This window comes from Microbacterium saccharophilum (assembly GCF_007992455.1).
GTDB lineage: Bacteria > Actinomycetota > Actinomycetes > Actinomycetales > Microbacteriaceae > Microbacterium > Microbacterium saccharophilum.
The window spans coordinates 22,120-46,178 of sequence record NZ_BKAH01000013.1 but is presented as its reverse complement, the minus strand read 5'-3'; the positions used below and the strand labels follow the sequence as shown (position 1 = coordinate 46,178).

Annotated in this window: 23 protein-coding genes; 21 read left to right on the top strand and 2 right to left on the bottom strand. The window is 72.1% G+C overall.

Annotation, left to right across the window (positions count from 1 at the left end; all coding sequences use genetic code 11):
• Positions 1 to 473 precede the first annotated feature (473 nt).
• From argC to der, 19 genes are all read left to right on the top strand, one after another.
• On the top strand, positions 474 to 1,523 hold the full coding sequence (argC, locus tag MSA03_RS11995) for an N-acetyl-gamma-glutamyl-phosphate reductase (RefSeq protein ID WP_147051178.1): 1,050 nt from the start codon (positions 474 to 476) through the stop codon (positions 1,521 to 1,523).
• A complete protein-coding gene (gene argJ / locus MSA03_RS11990; protein ID WP_147051177.1) occupies positions 1,520 to 2,677 on the top strand; it encodes a bifunctional glutamate N-acetyltransferase/amino-acid acetyltransferase ArgJ in 1,158 nt (385 codons plus the stop codon). The genes argC and argJ overlap by 4 nt, the downstream gene beginning before the upstream one ends.
• Complete coding sequence (gene argB / locus MSA03_RS11985; protein ID WP_147051176.1) at positions 2,674 to 3,573, top strand: acetylglutamate kinase; 900 nt, start codon at positions 2,674 to 2,676, stop codon at positions 3,571 to 3,573. The genes argJ and argB overlap by 4 nt, the downstream gene beginning before the upstream one ends.
• Complete coding sequence (locus MSA03_RS11980) at positions 3,570 to 4,820, top strand: acetylornithine transaminase (RefSeq protein WP_147051175.1); 1,251 nt, start codon at positions 3,570 to 3,572, stop codon at positions 4,818 to 4,820. The genes argB and MSA03_RS11980 overlap by 4 nt, the downstream gene beginning before the upstream one ends.
• Entirely contained in the window at positions 4,817 to 5,740 is a 924-nt protein-coding gene (gene argF, locus MSA03_RS11975; RefSeq protein WP_028495969.1) for an ornithine carbamoyltransferase, read from the top strand. The genes MSA03_RS11980 and argF overlap by 4 nt, the downstream gene beginning before the upstream one ends.
• Positions 5,719 to 6,846, top strand: a complete 1,128-nt coding sequence (locus MSA03_RS11970; RefSeq protein WP_244946411.1) for a DUF418 domain-containing protein — start codon at positions 5,719 to 5,721, stop codon at positions 6,844 to 6,846. The genes argF and MSA03_RS11970 overlap by 22 nt, the downstream gene beginning before the upstream one ends.
• Positions 6,847 to 6,942: 96 nt before the next feature.
• On the top strand, positions 6,943 to 7,875 hold the full coding sequence (locus MSA03_RS11965) for an NAD kinase (protein ID WP_147051174.1): 933 nt from the start codon (positions 6,943 to 6,945) through the stop codon (positions 7,873 to 7,875).
• Complete coding sequence (gene recN, locus MSA03_RS11960; RefSeq protein WP_147051173.1) at positions 7,872 to 9,575, top strand: DNA repair protein RecN; 1,704 nt, start codon at positions 7,872 to 7,874, stop codon at positions 9,573 to 9,575. Before MSA03_RS11965 ends, recN begins: the two co-directional genes overlap by 4 nt.
• Before the next feature lie 6 nt (positions 9,576 to 9,581).
• On the top strand, positions 9,582 to 11,279 hold the full coding sequence (pyrG, locus tag MSA03_RS11955) for a CTP synthase (protein ID WP_147051172.1): 1,698 nt from the start codon (positions 9,582 to 9,584) through the stop codon (positions 11,277 to 11,279).
• The gene (locus MSA03_RS11950; protein ID WP_147051171.1) at positions 11,272 to 11,910 is read left to right on the top strand and encodes an NUDIX domain-containing protein; all 639 of its coding nucleotides are present in this window, start codon (positions 11,272 to 11,274) and stop codon (positions 11,908 to 11,910) included. Before pyrG ends, MSA03_RS11950 begins: the two co-directional genes overlap by 8 nt.
• Complete coding sequence (gene xerD / locus MSA03_RS11945; protein WP_147051170.1) at positions 11,907 to 12,830, top strand: site-specific tyrosine recombinase XerD; 924 nt, start codon at positions 11,907 to 11,909, stop codon at positions 12,828 to 12,830. The genes MSA03_RS11950 and xerD overlap by 4 nt, the downstream gene beginning before the upstream one ends.
• A gap of 68 nt (positions 12,831 to 12,898) precedes the next feature.
• Positions 12,899 to 13,510 (top strand): vitamin K epoxide reductase family protein, encoded by a 612-nt coding sequence (locus MSA03_RS11940; RefSeq protein ID WP_147051169.1) that lies wholly within the window; start codon positions 12,899 to 12,901, stop codon positions 13,508 to 13,510.
• Positions 13,511 to 13,642: 132 nt separating this feature from the next.
• Positions 13,643 to 14,476, top strand: a complete 834-nt coding sequence (locus tag MSA03_RS11935) for a ParA family protein (protein WP_051526247.1) — start codon at positions 13,643 to 13,645, stop codon at positions 14,474 to 14,476.
• A complete protein-coding gene (locus tag MSA03_RS11930) occupies positions 14,460 to 15,293 on the top strand; it encodes a segregation and condensation protein A (protein WP_147051168.1) in 834 nt (277 codons plus the stop codon). The genes MSA03_RS11935 and MSA03_RS11930 overlap by 17 nt, the downstream gene beginning before the upstream one ends.
• Positions 15,283 to 15,906, top strand: a complete 624-nt coding sequence (scpB, locus tag MSA03_RS11925; protein WP_147051167.1) for an SMC-Scp complex subunit ScpB — start codon at positions 15,283 to 15,285, stop codon at positions 15,904 to 15,906. The genes MSA03_RS11930 and scpB overlap by 11 nt, the downstream gene beginning before the upstream one ends.
• Positions 15,903 to 16,694 carry a pseudouridine synthase gene (locus MSA03_RS11920; protein WP_147051166.1) on the top strand — a complete coding sequence of 264 codons (792 nt, stop codon included), beginning with the start codon at positions 15,903 to 15,905 and terminating at the stop codon, positions 16,692 to 16,694. Before scpB ends, MSA03_RS11920 begins: the two co-directional genes overlap by 4 nt.
• A 13-nt stretch (positions 16,695 to 16,707) precedes the next feature.
• Complete coding sequence (locus tag MSA03_RS11915) at positions 16,708 to 17,826, top strand: prephenate dehydrogenase (RefSeq protein WP_147051165.1); 1,119 nt, start codon at positions 16,708 to 16,710, stop codon at positions 17,824 to 17,826.
• A complete protein-coding gene (gene cmk / locus MSA03_RS11910; protein ID WP_028495957.1) occupies positions 17,819 to 18,520 on the top strand; it encodes a (d)CMP kinase in 702 nt (233 codons plus the stop codon). The genes MSA03_RS11915 and cmk overlap by 8 nt, the downstream gene beginning before the upstream one ends.
• Complete coding sequence (gene der, locus MSA03_RS11905; protein WP_028495956.1) at positions 18,517 to 20,058, top strand: ribosome biogenesis GTPase Der; 1,542 nt, start codon at positions 18,517 to 18,519, stop codon at positions 20,056 to 20,058. Before cmk ends, der begins: the two co-directional genes overlap by 4 nt.
• 6 nt (positions 20,059 to 20,064) lie before the next feature.
• On the opposite strand, the gene MSA03_RS11900 is transcribed toward der, so the two are convergent.
• Both MSA03_RS11900 and MSA03_RS11895 read right to left on the bottom strand, forming a co-directional pair.
• Entirely contained in the window at positions 20,065 to 20,793 is a 729-nt protein-coding gene (locus MSA03_RS11900; RefSeq protein ID WP_028495955.1) for an anaerobic ribonucleoside-triphosphate reductase activating protein, read from the bottom strand.
• Positions 20,766 to 22,586 (bottom strand): ribonucleoside triphosphate reductase, encoded by a 1,821-nt coding sequence (locus tag MSA03_RS11895; protein WP_147051164.1) that lies wholly within the window; start codon positions 22,584 to 22,586, stop codon positions 20,766 to 20,768. Before MSA03_RS11895 ends, MSA03_RS11900 begins: the two co-directional genes overlap by 28 nt.
• A 173-nt stretch (positions 22,587 to 22,759) precedes the next feature.
• Here MSA03_RS11895 and MSA03_RS11890 point away from each other — a divergent pair, with 173 nt between their 5' ends.
• Together MSA03_RS11890 and MSA03_RS11885 are read left to right on the top strand one after the other, a co-directional pair.
• Positions 22,760 to 23,656: an NUDIX domain-containing protein gene (locus tag MSA03_RS11890; protein ID WP_147051163.1), complete on the top strand. Its 897-nt coding sequence runs from the start codon at positions 22,760 to 22,762 to the stop codon at positions 23,654 to 23,656.
• Positions 23,653 to 24,057: a ribosomal maturation YjgA family protein gene (locus MSA03_RS11885; RefSeq protein WP_244946410.1), complete on the top strand. Its 405-nt coding sequence runs from the start codon at positions 23,653 to 23,655 to the stop codon at positions 24,055 to 24,057. The genes MSA03_RS11890 and MSA03_RS11885 overlap by 4 nt, the downstream gene beginning before the upstream one ends.
• The last annotated feature ends 2 nt before the right edge of the window (positions 24,058 to 24,059 follow it).

The window sequence follows — 24,059 nt, the reverse complement described above, 5'->3', positions numbered from 1 at the left end:
CCAGTGCGCGCAGGACCCCGGCCGCGCGCAGGGCCCCGGCCGCGCGCAGGGCCCCGGCCGCGCGCAGGACTCCGACCCCGCGCAGCCCCGATCCCGCGCAGGACTCCGACCCCGCGCAGCCCCCCGCCCCGCGCCGGATCGCCCACCCGACGGTGGGCCCGAGGCTCGCGCTGTCGAAAGCGGCACGCGCTGCGGAATGTTCGACCGCGGGTGCTGCTTTCGACCGCGCGACGCGCGACGGGCCGCTCCGGCGCCGCGATTTGGCGGATGCCGCGCCGCGGCGCTATCGTCTCGGCATGCCCGCGCCCGCGAACCGCACCGTCTCGACGGTCCTCCGCGCGCGCCGGCGTCTGAGCGGCCGCCGACTCTAGGCGACCCCACGTGCTCCCCGAACGGGTCGAGCGCAGGTGTCGCCGGTCTCCGGTCCCGGTCGCCGTCCGAGGCGACGCCCTCTCAGACAATAAGGTTGAAGCATGACCATCTCGGTCGCCGTCTCCGGCGCCTCCGGCTACGCGGGCGGCGAGATCCTGCGCCTGCTCGCCGCCCACCCCGACGTCCAGATCCGCACGGTCACCGCGCACTCCAACGCCGGGCAGCCGCTCATCGAGCATCAGCCCCACCTGCGCTCCCTCGCGCACCTGACCCTGCAGGACACGACGCCGGAGACCCTCGCGGGCCACGACGTCGTCTTCCTCGCGCTGCCGCACGGGCAGTCCGGTCAGTACACCGACGCGCTGGTCGACACCCCGCTCGTGATCGACGCCGGCGCCGACCACCGGCTGACCTCCCCGGACGCGTGGGATGCCTTTTACGGCGGCGCCTTCCACGAGCCGTGGACCTACGGCGTGCCCGAACTCCTGGTCACCGGCGGCCGCAAGCAGCGCGAGAACCTCCTCGGCGCGACGCGCATCGCCGCCCCCGGCTGCAACGCGTCGACGGTCTCCCTGAGCCTCGTGCCCGGCGTCGCGGCGGGCGTCATCGACGCTGCCGACATCGTCACCGTCCTCGCCGTCGGCCCGTCCGGCGCCGGGAAGAGCCTCAAGACCAACCTCCTCGCATCCGAGATTCTCGGCTCAGCGAACCCGTATGCCGTGGGCGGCACGCACCGGCACATCCCGGAGATCCAGCAGGCGCTGACGGATGCCGGCGCCACAGGCCGCATCGGCATCTCGTTCACGCCCGTGCTCGTGCCCATGTCGCGCGGCATTCTGGCGACCTCCACGGCACCGATCGCGGCGGGAGCGACGGATGCCGACATCCGCGCCGCGTGGGAGGACGCGTACGGCGACGAGACGTTCGTGCAGCTCCTTCCCGCCGGCCAGTTCCCCCGCACCGCCGACGTCCTCGGCGCGAACACGGCGCTCATCGGCCTCGCGATCGACCGCGCCGCGAACCGCGTCGTCGTCGTCACGGCCGTGGACAACCTCGTCAAGGGCACCGCCGGCGCCGCCATCCAGTCGATGAACATCGCCCTCGGCCTCCCCGAGGCCACGGGCCTGAGCGTGAACGGAGTCGCCCCGTGAGTGTCACGGCAGCGCAGGGATTCGAAGCCGCGGGCGTCACCGCCGGCCTGAAGAGCAGCGGCGGGAAGGACCTCGCCGTCGTCGTGAACCGCGGGCCGCACAAGACCGGCGCCGCCGTCTTCACGAGCAACCGCGCCAAGGCGAACCCCATCATCTGGTCGCAGCAGGTCATCGCGGACGGCGTCGTCGAGGCCGTCGTGCTGAACTCCGGCGGCGCGAATTGCTTCACCGGGTCGTTCGGCTTCCAGACGACGCACCAGACGGCCGAGAAGGCCGCGGAGCTGCTCGGCGTCAGTGCCGGCGACATCCTGGTCTGCTCGACGGGCCTCATCGGCACCGGCGACGAGGTCTTCCGCGGCAAGGTCCTCGCCGGCACCACCGAGGCGATCGCCGCGCTCAGCGCCGACGGCGGCGACGACGCGTCGCTCGCGATCATGACGACCGACACCAAGCCCAAGCGCTCCGTCGTCAGCCGCGACGGCTGGACCATCGGCGGCATGGCGAAGGGCGCCGGGATGCTGGCGCCCGGTCTTGCCACAATGCTCGTCGTCATCACCACCGACGCCCGACTCGAGCCGGCCGAGGCCGATGCGGCGCTGCGCCGCGCCACGGCGCGCACGTTCGACCGGCTCGACTCCGACGGCTGCATGTCGACCAACGACCAGGTGACGCTGCTCGCCAGCGGCGCCGCCGAGCTGCGGCCCGACCTCGACGAGTTCGCCACGGCGCTGACCGAGGTCTGCCAGGACCTCGCGGAGCAGCTGCAGGCCGACGCGGAGGGCGCGAGCCACGCCATCGCGATCCGGGTCGTGAACGCGGCATCCGAAGCGGACGCCGTCACCGTCGGCCGCTCCGTGGCGCGCAACAACCTCTTCAAGGCGGCCATCTTCGGCAACGACCCCAACTGGGGCCGCGTGCTCGCCGCCATCGGCACCACGGACGCCGCGTTCGACCCGTACGACGTCGACGTGTGGTTCAACGGCGTCCGCGTCTGCACGCAGGGCGGCCCCGACCGCCCCCGCGAGGAGGTCGACCTCACCCCGCGCGCCACGTCGATCCTCATCGACCTGCGCACCGGCGACGCGGAGGCCACGATCCTCACGAACGACCTTACGCACGACTACGTCCACGAGAACAGCGCGTACTCCTCATGACCGACATCCAGCAGACCACCCCCGAGGAGGCCGCCGTCAAGGCCGGCGTCCTCATCGAGTCGCTCCCGTGGCTGCAGCGCTTCCGTGACCAGATCATCGTCATCAAGTACGGCGGCAACGCCATGATCTCCGAGGAACTGCAGGAGTCGTTCGCGCAGGACATCGCCTACCTCCGGTTCGTGGGCGTCAAGCCGGTCGTCGTGCACGGCGGCGGCCCGCAGATCTCGAAGATGCTCGACCGGCTCTCCATTCCGAGCGAGTTCAAGGGCGGGTACCGCGTCACGAGCATGGAGGCGATCAGCGTCGTCCGGATGGTGCTGACCGGCCAGATCAACCCGCAGCTCGTCGCCAAGATCAACGCGTACGGCCCGTTCGCGACGGGACTCTCCGGTGAGGATGCCGGCCTGTTCGGCGGCCGCCGCCGCGGCGTCGTGATCGACGGCGAGGAGCATGACCTCGGTCACGTCGGCGATGTCGTCGAGGTCAGCCCGCAGCCCGTCCTCGACCAGCTCGCCGCCGGCCGCATCCCGATCGTCTCGTCGATCGCGCCCGACCTGGACAACCCGGGCCATTCGCTGAACGTCAACGCGGATGCCGCCGCCGCGGCCCTCGCCGTCGCGCTCGGGGCCACGAAGCTCGTCGTCCTCACCGACGTGCCGGGGCTCTACGCCGACTGGCCCGACCGGGACTCGCTCGTGTCGCACCTGACGGCCTCCGAGCTGCGCGCGATGCTGCCGCGGCTGGAGTCGGGCATGATCCCGAAGATGCAGGCCTGCCTCGACGCCGTCGACGGCGGCGTCGACACGGCGGCGATCATCGACGGCCGCCAGCCGCACTCGGTGCTGGTGGAGATCTTCACGGAACAGGGAATCGGAACAGAGGTGGTGGCGCAGTGACCGGCGCATCGACGACGGACAAGCCGAGCTGGAAGGACGCCGCCTCGCGCGATCTCGTCCTGAACTCGGGCGACCGCTACGCGCTGTTCGTGCGCGGCGAAGGCGCGTACCTGTGGGATGACGAGGGGCGGCGCTACCTCGACTTCCTCGGCGGCATCGCGGTCGTCTCGCTGGGGCACGCCCATCCCGCGTTCGTCGAGGCGGCCGCGACGCAGGCCGCGACCCTCACGCACGTGTCGAACTACTTCGCGACCCCGCCGCAGCTGGCCCTCGCGGCCCAGCTGAAGCGGCTCGCCGGCACCGGGCCGGAGGGCCGGGTGTACTTCGGCAACAGCGGCGCCGAGGCCAACGAGGCGGCGTTCAAGCTCGCCCGCCTGCACGCCGGCGCCGACCGGCCCCGCATCCTCGCCCTGAAGGACGCCTTCCACGGTCGCACGATGGGCACCCTCGCCCTCACCGGGAAGCCCTACATGCAGGCGCCGTTCGAGCCGATGGTGCCCGGCGTCGAGTTCCTCGACTCCACCGTCGAGGCGCTCGAGGCCGCGATGGACGACCGGGTCGCCGCCCTGTTCGTCGAGCCCATCAAGGGCGAGGCCGGCGTCATCGAGCTGCCGGAGGGCTACCTCGCCGCCGCGCGCGAGATCACCGCACGGCACGGCGCCCTGCTGATCGTCGACGAGATCCAGACCGGCGCGGGACGCACCGGCGCCTGGTTCGCGTTCCAGCACGCCGGCATCACGCCGGATGCGATCACGGTCGCCAAGGGCATCGGCAACGGCATCCCGATCGGCGCGCTCATCACGTTCGGCGCGGCGGGGGAGCTGTTCTACCCGGGCACCCACGGCTCGACGTTCGGCGGCAACGCCCTGGCCACCGCGGTGTCCTCCGCCGTCCTCAGCGAGATCGAGCGCGCCGGGCTCGTCGAGAACGCCGCCGTCCGCGGCGCGCAGGTGCGGGAGGCCGTCACCGCGACCGGGTCGGACCTCGTCGAGGGATGCCGCGGTCAGGGCCTCCTCGTCGGTGTCGCGCTGCGGCATCCCGTCGCCAAGGCCGTCGTCGCCGCCGCACAGGAGCACGGCCTCATCGTCAACGCGGCCAACGACTCCACCATCCGCCTCGCGCCCCCGCTCACGATCGGCGACGTCGAGATCGACGAGTTCCAGGACCTGTTCGGCAAGGCCCTGCGCACCGTCGAGGACGCGCTGCTGCTCGATGAGAACCACCCGACCCCGGAGGTGTCCGCATGACCCGCCATCTGCTCCGCGACGACGACCTGAGCCCCGCCGAGCAGGCGGAGATCCTCGACCTCGCCCTCGACCTGAAGAAGGACCGCTGGAAGGTCAAGCCGCTCGCCGGTCCGCAGACCGTCGCGGTCATCTTCGACAAGTCCTCCACGCGCACGCGGGTATCGTTCGCGGTGGGCATCGCCGACCTCGGCGGGTCGCCGCTGATCATCTCGACGGCCAACAGCCAGCTCGGCGGCAAGGAGACGCCGTCCGACACGGCGCGGGTCCTCGAGCGCCAGGTCGCCGCGATCGTCTGGCGCACCTACGCGCAGGCGGGGCTGGAGGAGATGGCACGCGGCACCCGCGTGCCGGTCGTCAACGCCCTGAGCGACGACTTCCACCCCTGCCAGCTCCTCGCCGACCTCCTGACGATCCGGGAGCACAAGGGCGATCTCGCCGGTCTCACCCTCACGTTCTTCGGCGACGGCAAGTCGAACATGGGCCACTCCTACCTCCTCGCCGGCGTCACGGCGGGCATGCACGTGCGCGTCGCCTCGCCGGAGGCGTACGCGCCCCGCGCCGACGTCGTCGCCGACGCGCGCGCGATCGCGGCGCAGACCGGCGGCTCCGTCACGCTCAGCACCGACCCCGCCGCAGCGGCCGCCGGTGCCGACGTCATCGTCACGGACACGTGGGTGTCGATGGGCAAGGAGGAGGAGAAGGCCGCACGCCTGCAGGACCTCGGCGGCTACAAGGTGACGACGGCGACCATGGCGCTCGCGCAGGACGACGCGATCTTCATCCACTGCCTCCCCGCCGACCGCGGCTACGAGGTGGACGCCGAGGTCATCGACGGCCCGCAGAGCGTCGTGTGGGACGAGGCGGAGAACCGTCTGCACGCCCAGAAGGCCCTGCTCGTGTGGCTGCTGCGTCAGCAGTGACCCCCGGCGGCCGGCCGGACAGTCGCAGGCCGCATCGCGAAGACCCGCGGGCGTGGAACCGGGCGGGACGCCTGCACGGCGTCGACCTCGCGCGCGCCCTCGCCGTGCTGGGGATGTTCGCGGCGCACATGCTCACGACCGAGGAGGAGTTCTCCTGGGGTGACCCGGCGACCTGGGCGGACGTCGCCAACGGCCGCTCGTCCATCCTGTTCGCCGTGCTCGCGGGCGTGTCGATCGCGCTCGTCTCCGGCGGGCCGAGCCCGGTCGCCGGCGCCGCGCTCGCGCTCGTGCGTCGCCGTCTCGCGGTGCGCGCCGGGGTCCTCTGGCTCATCGGCCTCGCGCTCATCATCACCGGTGTCCCGCTGCTGATCATCCTGCCCGCCTACGCCCTGCTGTTCCTGCTCGCGCTCCCGCTCCTCCGCCTCCGGGCGGGTGTCCTCTGGATCATCGCCGGGGGGCTCGCGCTCGTCATGCCGTGGGTGCAGCCCGCGCTCGACGCGCTGCCGGTGTGGGCGGGCGTCGCGGGCGAGACCCTGGGGCTCGCGCTCGGCTGGGGCTACCCGTTCCCGCTCTGGACGGCCTTCCTCGGCGCGGGGCTCGCGGCGGGACGCTCCGACCTGCGCGCCGCGCGCACGCAGGTCGTGCTGACCGCCGGCGGCGCCGCGGCGGCCGTGATCGCGTACACGGCGGATGCCGTCTCGCGCGCGCCCGAGGACGGCGAATACCTCAGCCACGCGTGGACCGCCGCCGCGCACTCCGGCGGCATCCTCGAGGTCGTGGGGTCCGGCGGGTTCGCGCTCGCCGTCCTCGGTCTCTGCCTCCTCGTCTGCCGCACGCCGCTCACCTGGGTCCTGCTGCCGCTGCGCGCCGTCGGGACGATGCCGCTCACCGCCTATGTCGGCCAGGTGTTCGCGTGGGCGGTCCTCGCCGCCGCGACGATCGGCGACGTCGGCGACCTCGGCGGCTTCCGCGCCCTCGAGCCGTTCTGGCCGTTCGCGCTGACGACCATCGCGGCGTGCACGGCCTGGGCCCTGCTGCTGGGCCGCGGCCCCATGGAGCGCTTCGTCGCCGCCGCGGCCCGCCTGGCCGTGCCCGGACGGGCGTGACGGCGTGGATGCCGGGAGGGGCACGCGCGCCGTTTCGCCTCAGCGCCCGCGACAGACAGAATGGTGGAGCACCGTGAACCGACCGGCGGGAGCCTGATGACGAACGCGCCTCGTGACATCCTCGTCGTCGCGCACGCCCACCGGGAAGACAGCGTCGCCGCCGCTCGCCGCGTCATCGCCGCGCTCATCGCGGCCGGCGCCCGCCCGGTCCTCGCCGCGGACGACGACGCCCTCGTGGCGGCGCTCTCCGATCTCGCACCCATCGCACTGCTCGGCTTCGACGTTCCCGTCGCGGACGTGGAGATCGCGATCGTGCTGGGCGGCGACGGCACGATCCTGCGTGCCGCCGAGCTCGTCCGCGACGGCACCGCGCCGATCCTCGGCATCAACATGGGCCACGTCGGGTTCCTCGCGGAGATCGAGGCGGACGTCATCGACGACGCCATGCAGCGGGTCATCGCGCGCGACTACGAGGTGGAAGAGCGGATGACCCTGTCCGCGCGGGTCAAGGACGCCGGCGGCACCGTCATCTACGAGACGTGGGCGCTCAACGAGGTGACCGTCGAGAAGGCCTCCCGCGAGCGGATGATGGAGGTCGTCATGGAGATCGACGGCCGGCCCCTGTCGACCTTCGGCTGCGACGGCGTCGTCGTCTCGACGCCGACGGGCTCAACCGCCTACAACTTCTCCGCCGGCGGCCCCGTGATCTGGCCGAGCGTGGAGGCCCTCGCCGTCGTGCCGCTGTCCGCGCACGCGCTGTTCGCCCGCCCGCTCGTCGTCGGGCCCGAGGCCGCCGTCGCGATCGAGGTCCTGGCGCGCACCGACGGCATCGGCATCCTCTGGGCCGACGGGCGCCGCTCGCACGACCTGCCCCCCGGCGCCCGCGTCGTGGTGCGCCGCTCCGACATCCCGGTGCGGCTCGCACGCCTGCATCCGGCGCCGTTCACCGACCGGTTGGTGCGGAAGTTCCAGCTCCCCGTCACGGGATGGCGGGGGCCGACACGCGCCGCCACGCGGGTGGCCGAGTGATCGAGCAGATGCGTCTGCGCGATCTCGGTGTGATCGCGCAGGCGACCCTGCCGATGGGCACCGGGTTCACCGCCATCACGGGTGAGACCGGCGCCGGCAAGACCATGGTCGTCACGGGGCTCGGGCTGCTCCTCGGCCAGCGTGCCGACTCCGGCGCCGTCCGCTCCGGCGCCGCCCAGGCGTGGGTCGAGGGTGTCTGGATCGTGCCGGAGGACGGGCCCGTCGTGGAGAGGGTGCATGACGCCGGCGGCGAGGTCGAGCCGATCGGCGACGGGCGTGCGGAGCTGTACCTCGGGCGGACGCTCTCCAGCGAGGGCCGCAGCCGCGCCACGGTGGGCGGCCGCACGGCGCCCGCGGGCGTGCTCGCCGACCTCGCCGACCAGCTCGTCGTCGTGCACGGCCAGTCCGACCAGCTGCGGCTGCGCAGCGCCGCCGCGCAGCGCGACGCGCTCGACCGGTTCGGGGGAGACGAGGTCGCCGCAGCCCTGGCCGCGTACCGCGACGCGTGGACGCACTGGCGCGCCGTCACCGACGAGCTCGCGACGCTGACCGCCGAGCGTGACAGCCGCGCCCGCGAAGCCGACGACCTGCGTGCCGCGCTCGAGCAGATCGGACAGGTCGACCCGCATGCGGGCGAGGACGTCGAGCTGTCGCAGCGCGCCGAGCGCCTCGCGAACGCGGAGGATCTCCGCCTCGCCGCCGCGACGGCGCACGCCGCGCTCTCCAGCGACGACGACCAGCCCGACGCGCAGGCGCTGCTGGGCGAAGCCCGCCGCATCCTCGATCGCGTCTCGCACAGCGACCCCGCCCTCGCCACCGTCTCCGACACGCTCGGCGAGCTCGGCTACCGCGTCGCCGACGTCGCCGGCGAGCTCAGCAGCTACCTCGCCGACCTCGACGAATCCGGCCCGCACGAGCTCGCCGCCGTCGAAGAGCGCCGCGCGGCCCTGGGTGCCCTGCTCCGCGCCCACGGGACGCTCGAGGAGGTCCTCGCGCTCCGGGAGAGCGGCGCGGCGCGGCTGGCCGAGCTCGACGACGACGGTGACCGGGTGCAGCGCCTCACCGCCCAGACGCAGGAGGCCGCGGCGCTCGTCGACGCGCACGCCGCGACGCTGACCGCCGCCCGCACGGCCGCGGCGGAGAAGCTGGGCGAGGCGGTCACCGCCGAGCTCCGCGACCTCGCTCTGCCCGACGCGCGCATCGTCGTGACGGTGGCGCCCGGCGCGGAGACGGCGCACGGCCGGGACGATGTGACGATCCTCCTCTCCCCGCACCCCGGCGCCGATCCGCGCCCCGTCGCACGCGGCGCGTCCGGCGGCGAGCTCAGCCGCGTCATGCTCGCGATCGAGGTCGTCATCGCGGCGACCGACCCCGTCCGGACGTTCGTGTTCGACGAAGTGGATGCCGGCATCGGCGGCGCCGCGGCCATCGAGGTCGGCCGGCGCCTCGCGAAGCTCGCGCAGACCAGCCAGGTGATCGCCGTGACCCACCTCGCGCAGGTCGCCGCCTTCGCGAACAACCACCTCAGCGTCGTCAAGGCCAGCGACGGCTCGGTCACCGCCTCGAGCGTCCGCGTCCTCACCGGCGCCGACCGTGAGGCGGAGATGGCGCGTCTCCTCTCCGGCCTGCCCGATTCGGACGCCGCGCTGGAACACGCACGGGAGCTGCTCAGCCTCGGCTCACCACGACTGATAGGATGAAAGCCCGTGACGGACACTTCAGACTCGGGCATCATTTCGAACGACACCACCAGGCACATTTTCGTGACGGGCGGTGTCGTTTCCTCGTTGGGCAAGGGTCTGACGGCCGCCAGTCTCGGCAATCTGCTCACCGCGCGGGGCCTCCGGGTCGTGATGCAGAAGCTCGACCCCTACCTCAACGTCGACCCGGGAACGATGAACCCGTTCCAGCACGGCGAGGTCTTCGTCACCGATGACGGCGCCGAGACCGACCTCGACATCGGGCACTACGAGCGCTTCCTCGACATCGAGCTGAGCCAGGCCGCCAACGTCACCACCGGTCAGATCTACTCCCAGGTCATCGCGCGCGAGCGACGCGGCGAGTACCTCGGCGACACCGTGCAGGTCATCCCGCACATCACCGACGAGATCAAGCGCCGCATGCGGCTGCAGGCCGACGAGACGCCCAAGCCCGACGTCATCATCACGGAGATCGGAGGCACGGTCGGCGACATCGAGTCGCAGCCGTTCATCGAGTCGGCGCGTCAGATCCGTCACGAGCTCGGCCGCGGCAACGTGTTCTTCGTGCACGTGTCGCTCGTACCGTTCATGGGCGCGTCCGGCGAGCAGAAGACCAAGCCGACGCAGCACTCCGTCGCGACGCTGCGCTCCATCGGCATCCAGCCCGACGCGCTCGTCCTGCGCAGCGACCGTCCCGTCACCGAGTCCAACAAGCGCAAGATCGCGCTCATGTGCGACGTCGACGAGGATGCCGTCGTCAATGCCGTGGACGTGCCGTCGATCTACGACATCCCCAGCATGCTCAACGAGCAGGGCCTCGACGACTACATCGTCCGCGCGCTCGGGCTCGGCAAGGCCGACGACGTCGACTGGACGCGCTGGCAGAAGGTGCTCCAGGCGGTGCACAACCCCAAGCACGAGGTCACGATCGGCCTCGTCGGCAAGTACATCGATCTCCCCGACGCGTACCTGTCGGTCACGGAGGCGCTCAAGGCCGGCGGCTTCGCGCAGGAGACGAAGGTCAAGATCACCTGGATCCCCTCCGACACGTGCGAGACACCCGAGGGCGCCGAGAAGGCGCTCGCGCCGGTCGACGGCATCGTCATCCCGGGCGGCTTCGGCATCCGCGGCATCGAGGGCAAGCTCGGCGCGCTGAAGTTCGCGCGCGAGCAGGGCATCCCGACGCTCGGGATCTGCCTGGGCCTGCAGTGCATGGTCATCGAGTACGCCCGCAACATGGCGGGGCTCGAGGGCGCGTCCTCCAGCGAGTTCGACCCCGAGACGGCCTTCCCCGTCATCGCGACGATGGCCGAGCAGGTCGACATCATCGAGAGCGGCGACATGGGCGGCACCATGCGCCTCGGCCTGTCGGAGGCCGCGCTCGCGGAGGGGTCGCTGGCCGCCGAGCTGTACGGCTCGACCGTCGCGTCGGAGCGTCACCGGCACCGCTACGAGGTCAACAACGCGTACCGGCAGCAGATCGCCGACGCCGGCCTCGTGTTCTCCGGCCTGGAGCCGAACCGCAACCTCGTCGAGTACGTCGAGCTGCCCCGTGACGTGCACCCGTACTACATCGCCACGCAGGCCCACCCCGAGCTGCGTTCGCGCCCGACCGAGGCGAACCCCCTGTTCCGGGGTCTGATCGCGGCGGCGCTGGAGCGGCACCGCGCCAGCGAGCTGTTCGACGACGACGAGAATGCCTGAGCCGCTGCAGGACGACCCCGCCGAGGTCGACGTCACCCGCAGCGAGACGGTCTACGAGGGTCGCGTCTGGAACATCCGCCGCGACGAGGTCTCGTACGGCGGGGAGAGCATCGTCCGGGAGTACATGGACCACACCGGCGCCGTCGCGATCCTCGCGCTCGACGACGAGGAACGGGTGCTCCTGATCAAGCAGTACCGGCATCCCGTGCGGATGCGCGAATGGGAGATCCCCGCCGGCCTGCTCGACATCGCCGAGGAGCACCCGCTGCTCGCCGCGCAGCGGGAGTTGACGGAGGAGGCCGACCTCGTCGCGGGGCGGTGGGACGTGCTGGGGGAGTTTTACACGACCCCCGGCGGCAGCGACGAGGCCATCCGCATCTACCTGGCGCGCGATCTCGCCCCCGCCCCGGAGGTGTTCGCGCGTTCCGCCGAGGAGGCCGACATCGAGGTGCGCTGGGTGCCGCTCGACGAGGTCGTGGATGCCGTCCTCGACCGTCGCGTGCAGAACCCGTCGCTCGTGGTCGGCGTGCTCGCCGCGCACGTGTCGCGGGGCCGCGGGTGGGAGACGCTCGCGCCGGCAGACGCCCCGTGGCCGCGCCGGTCGCGCGCGATCGGGGCAGCCACGACGTGAAGCTCGAACGCGCCGTCGACGCCTACCTCAGGCACATCTCGATCGAGCGCGGTCTCTCCGAGCACACCGTCGGCGCGTACCGCCGTGACCTCGCCGTCTACACGACGTGGCTGACCCAGCGGGGGATCGCGACGACCGAGGACGTGACGGCGGCGACCGTCGCCGAGTTCGCCGCGGAACGGGCGTCGGCAGAGCCGCCCCCGGCCGCGACCTCCCTCGCCCGGCTGCAGTCCTCCGTCCGCGGGCTGCACCGGTTCCTCGTGCGCGAGGGGATCGCCGCGGAAGACCCGACCGGCCGGCTGCGCCCGCCGAAGACCCCGCAGCGGCTTCCGAAGGCGCTCACGATCGACCAGGTCGAGTCGCTCCTGGACGCGGCGGGGCCCGCGCCGGGCACGGCGAGCGACGGCGACCTCGTCCGGCTGCGCGACCGCGCGCTGCTCGAGCTGCTCTACGCGACCGGGGCCCGGGTCACCGAGATCGTGCAGCTCGACGTGGACGACCTCGCGCACGGCGACGTGCTGCGCGTGCGCGGCAAGGGGGCGAAGGAGCGCATCGTCCCGGTCGGCTCGTACGCGCGGGCCGCCGTCGACGCCTACCTCGCGCGCGCCCGCCCCGAGCTGTCCCGCCGCGGCCGCGCGACGCCGCGACTGTTCCTCGGCGCCCGCGGCGCCCCGCTGTCCCGGCAGAGCGCGTGGCTCGTCATCCAGCAGGCCGCCGAGCGCGCCGGCCTCACGGCGCACGTGTCGCCGCACACCCTCCGCCATTCGTTCGCGACGCACCTGCTGCAGGGCGGCGCCGACGTGCGCGTCGTGCAGGAGCTCCTCGGGCATGCCTCGGTCGCGACGACCCAGATCTACACCCACGTGACCGTCGACGCGCTCCGCGACGTCTACGTCACCTCCCACCCCCGCGCGCGGTGACCGGGCCGGCTCGGTTTGTCACGGCGGGGGCGCCCGCGTCCGGGCGGGCGAGCGGCCATGATGGGCGCGTGAGCACACCCGAGCGCCTGGACGCCCCGACCTACCGCCCCGGCCCCGGGCTCGCGGTCTTCTGGATCGTGGCCGGGCTCATCGCCTGGATCGTCTCGTTCCTGCTGTACCGCGAGTACACCGGACAGCTGATGGGCGAGGACGCGCTCATCACGTGCGACATCAGCCCCATCGTCACGTGCGGTCCCAACCTCCTCTCGCCCGGCGGCAACCTCCTCGGCTTCAGCAACTCGATCATCGGGATCGTCCTCTTCGTCGGACCGATCTACGCCGGGGTGAGCGCGCTGGCCTCGCCGCAGGGCATGCGCGCCTGGTACTGGCGGGTGTTCGGGGTCTTCGTGCTCGGCGGGTTCCTGCTCGTGCACTTCTTCGCCTACCGCAGCGTCTTCGAGTACGGGTCGCTGTGCCCCTGGTGCATGGTCGTCTGGCTCATGACGATCCCGCTGTTCTGGACCGTCCTCGGGTGGTCGCTGCGGGAGGGGCTGTGGGGTGCCGGTGCGCGCCGCGTCGGCGCCTTCGTGCTGTCCTGGCTGCCCCTCATCGTGCTGCTCGACTACGTCGTCATCGCCGTCGCCGCCCAGCTGCGTCTGGATGTGCTCGGGAGCCTCTGACACGGGCGTGGGGGCCGGGTTCGCGCGCGTGTCTGTGCGAGAATCAGGGGCACGCAACAGGAGGCAGGAGTGTCGGTGACGACGGAGAAGGCGCGAGGGAGCAAGAAGAAGGCTTCCACGGATGACACCCCGATGGGTCCCACCGGTCGCCCGTACCACGGCTTCGCCACGCCGCCCAAGCTCGACGGCCACGGTCCGGCGCGCATCATCGCGCTGTGCAACCAGAAGGGCGGCGTCGGCAAGACGACGACGACCATCAACCTGGCCGCCTCCCTCGCCCAGTACGGCCGTCGTGTGCTGGCCGTCGACTTCGACCCGCAGGGCGCCCTGTCGGCAGGTCTCGGCATCGCGACCCACGACGTCCCTACCATCTACGACCTGCTGCTGGACACCAAGCGCGACCCGCACGATGTCATCGTCTCCACGTCGGTGGAGAACCTCGACGTCATCCCCGCGAACATCGACCTGTCCGCCGCGGAGGTGCACCTCGTCAACGAGGTCGCCCGCGAGACGATCCTCGCCCGCGTGCTCCGGAAGGTCTCCGGCGAGTACGACGTCATCCTCGTCGACTGCCAGCCGTCGCTCGGCATCCTCACCGTCAACGCCCTGACCGCGAGCCACGGCGTGCTCATCCCGCTGGAGTGCGAGTTCTTCGCGCTGCGCGGTGTCGCGCTGCTCATCGAGACGATCGACAAGGTGCGCGACCGGCTGAACCCCTCGATCACGCTCGACGGCGTCCTCGCCACGATGTACGACCCGCGCACGCTGCACTCCCGCGAGGTGCTCGAGCGCGTCGTCGAGGCGTTCGGCGACGACGTGCTGGAGACCGTCATCGGCCGCACCGTGAAGTTCCCGGACGCCTCGGTGTCCGGCGTCCCGATCACCAAGTTCGCGCCCGAGCACCCGGCCGCCCAGGCCTACCTGCGACTGGCGCGGGAGCTGGTCGCCCGTGGCGCCGTCGCCTGACGAGGATTCCGCGGCACAGGAGACGACACCGGATGCCGCGGGCTTCCGCGTGACGCTCGGCGTCTTCGACGGTCCCTTCGATCTGCTGCTCACGCTGCTGTCCAAGCACGAGCTGGACATCACCGAGATCTCGCTCAGCCGGGTCACCGACGAGTTCATCTCGTACCTGCGGGGCCTCGACGCGGGGGAGGAGCTGGAGCAGGCGTCCGAGTTCCTCGTCGTCGCGGCGACCCTGCTCGACATGAAGGTCGCCGGTCTCCTGCCGCAGGGGGAGCTCGTCGACGCGGAGGCTGTCGCGCTCCTGGAGGCGCGCGACCTGCTGTTCGCCCGTCTCCTGCAGTACCGCGCGTTCAAGGAGGTCTCCGCCTGGTTCGCGCGCTGCCTCGAGCGGGAGGACCGCCGGCACGCCCGCTCGGTGCGACTGGACGAGAAATACCGTCGCGCCGCCCCCGAGCTCGTCTGGACGCTGTCCGCCGACGACTTCGCGGCCATCGCGCTCCTCGCCTTCACCCCGAAGGAGATCCCGCACGTCGGGCTCGACCACCTGCACGCGCCGCTCGTGTCGATCCGCGAGCAGGCCGCCGTCGTCGTCTCGGCGCTCAAGGGCGCCGGGACGCTCAACTTCCGCGAGCTCATCGCCGGGGTCACCCAGCCGGGCATCGTCGTGGCGCGGTTCATCGCCGTGCTCGAGCTCTACCGTCACGCCGCCATCTCGTTCGAGCAGCTCGAGCCGCTGGGCGAGCTCACGCTGCGCTGGACCGCCGAACGCTGGTCCGAAGAGAACCTCGCCACCCTGGGAGCCGACTATGACCGCTGACCACGTGCCCGCCGATCCCGGGACCGGGACGGAGGACGCGCCCGCCCCGGCGACACCCGTCGAGGTGGCCCGCCGCCTGGAGGCGATCCTGCTGGTCGTCGACGAGCCGCAGCCCCTCGTCGCGCTCGCCGCGGCGGTCGCCGCGCCCGTCGCCGCCGTGCGCCAGGCCGTCGAGGGCCTCGTCGCCGACTACGACGGCGAGACCGGCGGTCCGCGCCGCGGCTTCGAGCTGCGCGAGGTCGGCGGCGGGTGGCGCCTCTACGTGCGCGAGGAGCACGACGCCCTCGTGTCGGAGTTCGTCAACGCGCAGGCGCCGTCGCGCCTGTCGCAGGCGGCGCTGGAGACCCTCGCCGTCATCGCCTACAAGCAGCCCGTGACCCGCGGCCAGGTCGCCTCCATCCGCGCCGTCAACGTCGACTCCGTCGTCCGCACCCTGCTCGGCCGCGGGCTCATCACGGAGGCGTTCACCGACCCCGAGACCGGCGCCATCCACTACGAGACCACCGACGCTCTCCTGGTCAACCTGGGCATCAACTCGCTCGACGAGCTGCCCCACATCGCCCCCCTGCTCGATGACGGGTCGGACGGCTTCGACAGCGAGGTACTGAGATGACGGAAGAACGGGACACCGAGGGCGTCCGCCTGCAGAAGGTGCTGGCGAACGCCGGCGTGGCCTCACGGCGCGTGTGCGAGCAGTACATCGTGGAGGGCCGCATCCGCGTCAACGGCGTCGTCGTGACCGAGCTCGGCCGGCGCATCGACCCGGCCGTGGACATCGTCGACGTCGACGGCACCGCCATCCAGCTCGACAGCACGAAGCGGTACGTCATGCTCAACAAGCCGACCGGGGTCGTCTCCACGATGAAGGACGAGCAGGGCCGGCCCGACCTGCGCCGCTACACGCAGGACTTCGCGGAGCGGCTGTACAACGTCGGCCGCCTGGATGCCGACACGAGCGGCCTCCTCGTCCTCACGAACGACGGCGACCTCGCGCACGTCCTCGCGCACCCGTCGTTCGGCGTGACGAAGGTGTACATCGCGAAGGTCGACGGCCGCGTGACGCCCCAGGTCATCGCGCGCCTCACGAAGGGCGTCGAGCTGGAGGACGGGCCCATCGCCGCCGACAAGGCACGACTGCTGGATGCCAGTGGCACGACGAGCCTCGTCGAGCTCACGCTGCACTCCGGACGCAACCGCATCGTCCGGCGCATGATGGCCGAGGTCGGCCACCCCGTCATCGAGCTGGTCCGCCGCCAGTTCGGGCCGCTCCACCTGGGAACCCTCCCGGCGGGGAAGGCACGCGAGTTGACTACAGTGGAACGCGGCGCGCTGCTCACCCTCGCGCGCCGGGACGCGCCGGAGCCCACGGCTCCTCGAGACACGGCGTCCCCCGATTCCTGATCCGGAGAACCCCGTGACCGATTCCACCAGCGTTCCCGCGCGCGCCGCGCGGGTGAGCGGGATGGTGCGCATCGTCGGCGCCGGTCTGCTCGGGTCGAGCATCGGCCACGCGCTGCGTGCCCTCGGCGTCGACGTCGCGCTCGCCGACGCGTCGCCCGCCCAGCTGCGCCTCGCGATCGACTACGGCGCGGGCCGGGCCGCACGGGTCGACGACCGCCCCGTGCTCATCGTCGTCGCCGTGCCGCCGGATGTGACCGCCGACGTCATCGAGCGCGAACTGATCCTCTTCCCGGAGGCCGTCGTCACCGATGTGGCGAGCGTCAAGCTCGACCCGCTGCGCACGCTGCGCGCGCGCGGCGTCGACCTGACCCACTACATCGGCTCGCACCCGATGGCCGGGCGGGAGCGCGGCGGAGCCATCTCGGCCCGCGCCGACATCTTCGTCGGGCGTCCCTGGGTCGTCTGCCGCGACGCGGAGACCCCCGCATCCGACCTGGCCCTCGTCGAGGGCCTCGCACTCGACCTCGGCGCCACCCCCATCGAGATGACGCCGGAGGAGCACGACGCCGCCGTCGCGCTCATCTCCCACGTGCCGCAGCTCGTCGCGAGCCTCCTCGCCGGACGGTTCGTCGACGCGCCGGACGGGTCGATGCGCCTGGCCGGTCAGGGGGTCCGCGACACGACCCGCATCGCCGCGTCGGCGCCCGAGCTCTGGGTCCAGATCCTCGGAGCCAACGCGCGCCCCGTCGTCGATGTGCTGGATGCCCTCGCAGACGACCTGCGCGGCGTCGCCGACGCCCTGCGCGACCCGGAGACCCCCGGTGCGCGCCGCACCGTCGCCGACACGATCCGCCGCGGCAACGACGGCGTCGAGCGCCTCCCCGGCAAGCACGGCCAGAACCGCCGGTTCGAGACCGTCGTCGTCATGGTCGACGACACGCCCGGCCAGCTCGGCCGCCTCTTCGGCGAACTGGGCGAGCTGCAGGTCAACGTCGAAGATCTCCGCCTCGAGCACTCCCCGGGAGCCCAGTTCGGTCTCGCCGAGATCAGCGTCGTCCCGGGCGCCGTCCGGCAGGCCGTCGACGGCCTGCAGGCGCGCGGATGGAAGATTGCGAGCACCACGAATGACTGACCCCACGATGGATTCCGGCAGCGAGCCGGTCACCGTCGCGATCGACGGCCCCGCCGGCAGCGGCAAGTCGAGCGTGTCGAAGGAGGTGGCCCGTCGCCTCGGCTACGGCTATCTCGACACCGGCGCCGCGTACCGGGCGCTCGCCTGGCACGTCCTCGAGCACGGCGCCGACACGTCCGACGCCGTCGCGGTCCTCGAGGCCTCCGGCGACTTCGAATACGCCATCTCCCTCGACCCGGACGAGTACTGGGTGCGGGTCGGCGCGCGTGACGTCACCGACGCCATCCGCGAACCGCGCATCTCCGAGGCGGTCAGCGGCGTGGCCCGCGTGCCCGTGGTCCGGGAGACCGTCAACGGGATCTTCCGCGGTCTCGTCGCCGACTCCGGCCGGCCCGGCGTCATCGTCGAGGGCCGCGACATCACGACCGTCGTCGCTCCGGACGCGCCCGTGCGCATCCTGCTGACCGCGGCGCCCGAGGTGCGCGCCGCCCGGCGCAGCGCCGAGCTGACGTCGCACGACGCCGCGGCGGTCGCCGCCGCGCTGCACAAGCGCGACGCATCCGACTCGAAGGTCGTGGACTTCCTCACGGCGGCGCCCGGCGTCACCGTCGTGGACTCCACCGACCTCGACTTCACACAGACAGTGGACGCCGTTCTCGACGTCGTCCGGGCAGGGACAGGGGACCAGCGATGAGCGATCTGCGATCGCAGCACGACGGCGACGAGTACGAGGGCGGTCCCGACCGGCTCGAGGAGAAGCTCGCGAACCTCGACGAGGAGCTCGCCGACCAGCGGGCGGCGGCGCTGCGCGCCTCGCTGTCCGACTACGACCTGGATGACGAGGATGCCGACCTCCTCGGCGGCTTCACCGCCGGCGGCGAGGTCGTCGAGGTGCTGCCCGCGCTTCCCGTCGTCGCCATCGTGGGCCGCCCGAACGTCGGCAAGTCGGCGCTCGTCAACCGCATCCTCGGCCGTCGCGAGGCCGTCGTCGAGGACACCCCCGGTGTCACCCGCGACCGCGTGACCTACAAGGCCGAGTGGATGGACCGGAAGTTCACGATCGTCGACACCGGCGGCTGGGAGCCCGACGCCCGCGGCATCGACCGCTCCGTCGCCGCGCAGGCCGAGATCGCCATCGACCTCTGCGACGTCGTGCTGTTCGTCGTCGACGCGATGGTCGGCGCGACCTCGACCGACGAGCAGGTCGTCCGCCTCCTCCGCAAGAGCGGGAAGCCCGTCTTCCTCGTCGCCAACAAGATCGACGACCAGCGCCACGAGCCCGAGGCCGCCGCGCTCTGGAACCTCGGGCTCGGCGAGCCGCACCCCGTCTCCGCCATCCACGGCCGCGGGGTCGCCGACCTCCTGGACGAGATGATGAAGGTGCTCCCGAGCGTCTCCGCCGTCGCGAAGAACGAGCTCGGCGGGCCGCGCCGCGTCGCGATCCTCGGCCGCCCGAACGTCGGCAAGTCGTCGCTGCTGAACAAGGCCGCCGGTGAGGAGCGCGTCGTCGTCAACGACCTCGCCGGGACGACCCGCGACCCGGTCGACGAGATCGTCGAGCTGGGCGGCAAGCTCTGGCGCCTCGTGGACACCGCCGGCATCCGTCGTCGCGTGCACCTGCAGCAGGGCGCGGACTTCTACGCGTCGCTGCGCACCTCCGCGGCGCTCGAGAAGGCTGAGGTCGCCGTCGTCGTCCTCGACATCACCGAGCCGATCAGCGAGCAGGACGTCCGGATCATCGACCTCGTGCTCGAGTCGGGCCGCGCGCTCGTCCTCGCGTTCAACAAGTGGGACCGCCTGAACGACGACGACATGGAGAACATCGACCGGCGCCGGTACCTCGAGCGGGAGATCGAGAAGGACCTCGCGCACGTCGCCTGGGCGCCGCGCGTGAACCTCTCCGCCCGCACCGGCCGGCACCTGGACAAGCTCGTCCCCGCGCTGGAGACGGCGCTGGAGTCGTGGGATCAGCGCATCCCGACCGGCAAGTTCAACGCCTTCCTCGCCGAGCTCATCGCGGAGCACCCGCACCCGCTCCGCGGCGGCAAGCAGCCCCGCATCCTGTTCGGCACGCAGGCCTCCACGCGCCCGCCGACGTTCGTGCTGTTCACGACCGGGTTCCTCGACCCGGGCTACCGCCGGTTCATCCAGCGGCGCCTTCGCGAGATCTTCGGCTTCGCGGGCACCCCGATCGTCGTCAACATGCGGGTCCGGGAGAAGCGCCAGCGCTGAGCGGCGTCACCGCACCGTGAGGGTGCGGAACCGTTCCGCGGGGAGGCGGTCGAGCGCGAGCGCGCCGACCGCCTCTTCCGCGCGGGGGAGCGGATGCCGGGTGCCGACGTCGCGGAACCGCTGCACGGCCCAGGACTCCACGCCCGCGTCGGCGAGTCGCCGGCCGAGCGCCCGGACGCCGTCGTCGTCGATCGCCGCGGGATGCACGGTCGTCCGCACCTCGACCTCCAGGGGGTGGGGAGAGCCGGCGCGCAGCAGCCGTTCCCCCAGCACGATCTCCAGCGACCGCCACGCGTGCGCGCCGCTGGGCCCGCGGCCGGTCACAGCTTCGTAGCCCTCGGGGGCGGCCTTGACGTCCAGGCCGATCCAGTCGACGTAGGGCAGCGCCGCGGCCAGCAGGCCGGGGTAGGGGCCGGCGCTGTGCAGCCCGACCCGGAACCCGAGCGCGCGGACGACCTGCATCGCCGGGATCAGCGCGCGCTGCATCGTCGGCTCGCCGCCGCTGAAGACCACGCCGTCGAGCAGCCCGATCCGCTCGCACAGCAGGTCGGTCACGTCGCTCCAGGAGAACGGCGTCTCCGCGCGCCGGTCGATGAGGCCCGGGTTGTGGCAGTAGAAGCAGTCCCACGGGCATCCCTGCAGGAACAGCGTCGCCGTCAGCATCCCGGGCCAGTCCACCGTCGAGAACGCGGTGATGCCCGCGATCCTCAGCTCGTGTGCGCCAGCGGTGTGCACGTCGTCTCCTGGCCGGTCGTCTCAGCGATGAAGTACTGCCGCTCCTCAGCCTCGCCCTTCTTGCCGATGTTGAACGACGCGATGGGCCGGAAGTAACCCATGACGCGGGTCCACACCTCGCAGGTCGCGCCGCACTCCGGGCAGGTCGCGTGCTCGCCGGAGCGGTAGCCGTGCTGCGGGCAGATCGAGAACGTGGGCGTCACGGTGATGTAGGGGAGCCGGAAGCGCTCCAGCGACCGGCGCACGAGCTCCCGGCACGCCGCGGCGGTGGGCAGTGCCTCGCCGAGGTAGAGGTGCAGCACGGTGCCGCCGGTGTACTTCTGCTGCAGCGGCTCCTGCATCGCCATCGCGAGGAACGGGTCGGCCGTGTACCCGACCGGCAGCTGCGAGGAGTTCGTGTAGTACGGGTTCGCGTCGGTGCCGGCATGCCGGATGCCGGGCAGCCGCGCGATGTCCTCCTTCGCGAACCGGTACGTGGCCCCCTCGGCGGGGCTCGCCTCGAGGTTGTACATGTGCCCGGTCTCCTCCTGGAACTGCACCATGCGCTCCCGGACGCGGTCGAGGAGCCGGGTGGCGAGGGCCGCACCGGCATCCGTCGTGATGTCGTCGGCGTCCCGCGTGAGGTTCCGCACATACTCGTTGACGCCGTTGACGCCGATCGTGGAGAAGTGGTTGTCGAGGGTGCCGAGGTACCGCTTCGTGTACGGGAAGAGGCCAGCGTCGAGGTGGCGCCCGATGGTCTCGCGCTTGGCTTCGAGGCTGTCGCGCGCGATGACCAGCAGCTCGTCGAGGCGGGTCAGCGCCGCGTCCTCGTCGCCGGAGTGCAGGAAGCCGAGGCGCGCGCAGTTGACGGTGACGACGCCGATCGAGCCGGTCTGCTCCGCCGAGCCGAAGAGGCCGTTCCCGCGCTTGAGCAGCTCGGTGAGGTCGAGCTGCAGACGGCAGCACATCGAGCGGATCATGTGCGGGTCGAGGTCGGAGTTCACGAAGTTCTGGAAGTAGGGGAGCCCGTACTTCGCCGTCATGGCGAACAGGGCCTCGACGTTGGGGCCGTCCCAGTCGAAGTCGCGGGTGATGTTGTAGGTGGGGATCGGGAAGGTGAACGCGCGCCCGTCGGCGTCGCCGGTCGTCAGCACCTCGATGAACGCGCGGTTGATGAGCGCCATCTCCGGAGCCAGGTCGCCGTACGCGAAGTCGCACACCTCGCCGCCGATGAGCGGGCGCTGGTCGCGGAGGTCGTCGGGGCAGACCCAGTCGAACGTCAGGTTGGTGAACGGGGTCTGCGTGCCCCAGCGGGAGGGGATGTTGAGGTTGAAGACGAATTCCTGCAGTGCCTGGTGCACCGCGGCGTAGTCGAGGCCGTCGCGCCGCACGTACGGGGCGAGGTAGGTGTCGAAGGAGCTGAACGCCTGCGCTCCGGCCCATTCGTTCTGCAGCGTCCCGAGGAAGTTCACGAGCTGACCGAGTGCGCTGGAGAAGTGCCGCGGCGGCGCGGAGGCGATCTTCCCGGGGACGCCGTTGAACCCCTGTTCGAGCACCATCCGCAGCGACCAGCCGGCGCAGTATCCGGCGAAGACATCGAGATCGTGGATGTGGATGCTGCCGTCCCGGTGCGCCGCGCCGGCGGCGGGGGCGTACACCTCGTCGAGCCAGTAATTCGCGACGAGCTTGCCCGCCGCGTTCAGGATCATCCCGCCGAGGGAGTAGCCCTGGTTCGCGTTGGCGTTGACGCGCCAGTCCGAGCGGGCGAGATATTCGTCGATCGTCTCGGCGACGGACACGGCACGGGGCATGGGAGTTCCTCTCGGGGAAGGGCTATGTTGTCTGACCACAATATGTGGGGGTGAAGTGCCGCAGGAAGTCCAGATGTGGCGTGTCGCGAATATGGACAGACCACAGCCGTGGGTGTGTGTCCGCCCGTGTCCGCCGGCGGGCCAGGCTCCGCGCGATGTGACAGTCTGGGACGGTGACCATCCAGCCGCCCGCCCCCGGTGAGCCGCCCCGCCCGCTGGGCCCGCGCAACCCCGGAGACGCCTGGGTCGTGGCCGGCGACGGCTCCCGGTACTGGGGGCGCTTCGGAGCCGCGGGGCTGCTCGCCGTCGATCCGGAGCGCGGCGTGCTGCTGCAGCACCGGGTGTCGTGGAGCCACCACGGCGACACGTGGGCGCTGCCCGGCGGTGCCCGGCACGAGGGCGAGTCGGCGTGCGATGCCGCCCTGCGCGAATCGGCGGAGGAGGCCGGCGTCCCGGCATCCGCCGTGCGGCCGCGGCTGCTCAGCGTGCTCGACCTCGACGTCTGGTCGTACGCGACGCTCGTCGCCGATGTGATCCGGCCCTTCGAGCCCGTGATCAGCGACCCGGAGAGCCATGAGCTCGCGTGGGTGCCGGTGGATGCCGTCGACGACTACCCGCTGCACCCCGCGTTCGCCGACTCCTGGCCGATGCTGCGATCGTTGCTGCCCGTCCGCCCGGCCGTGGTCGTCGACGCCGCGAACGTCGTCGGCGCGGTGCCGGACGGATGGTGGCGCGACCGCGCCGGTGCCGCCGGGCGGCTGCTCGGCGAGGTGGCCGCGCTCGCCGCCGGCGGGCTGGATGCCGCAGGCCTCGGTCTTGCCGCCGACACGTGGTTCCCCGAGTTCCACGTCGTGCTCGAGGGCGCTGCCCGTGCGGCCGATGATGTCGCGGGGATCGACCTCGTCCGCGCCGCGGGACACGGGGACGACGCGATCGTGGACCGCGCGCGCGAGCTCGCGTCGGCGGGGCGCGCCGTGACCGTCGTGACGAGCGACCGGGCCCTGGGGGAGCGGGTCACCGCCGTGGGCGGCGCCGTGCAACCCGTGTCGTGGCTGCGCGACCGGCTGTGACGCCGGCGCGCGCCGGGTCGGTGCGTCGCGTCGTCGCCGCCGTGGTCCTGGTGGTGACGGTCGCGGCCGGACTGTTCGTCAGCGGCGTGCTGCCCGACACCGTGGCGACCGATGTCGCCGGTGACGCGCTGTACGTCGTCGTGGTGTGGGCGCTCGTCGTCATCCTGGCGCCGCGACTGCCGGCGCTCGCCGTCGCGGGGATCGTGCTGGTCTGGTGCACCGCGGTCGAGCTGTTCCAGCTCACCGGGCTGCCGGATGCGTGGGGCGCGGCGTTCACGCCGATCATGCTCGTGCTCGGCACCGTCTTCGATCCGCGGGACCTGCTGATCTACGCCGTGGCGACGGTGGTGCTGCTCGCCGTCGACCTCGGGGTGTCGCGGGTCGTCAGCGGGGCGCGCTGACC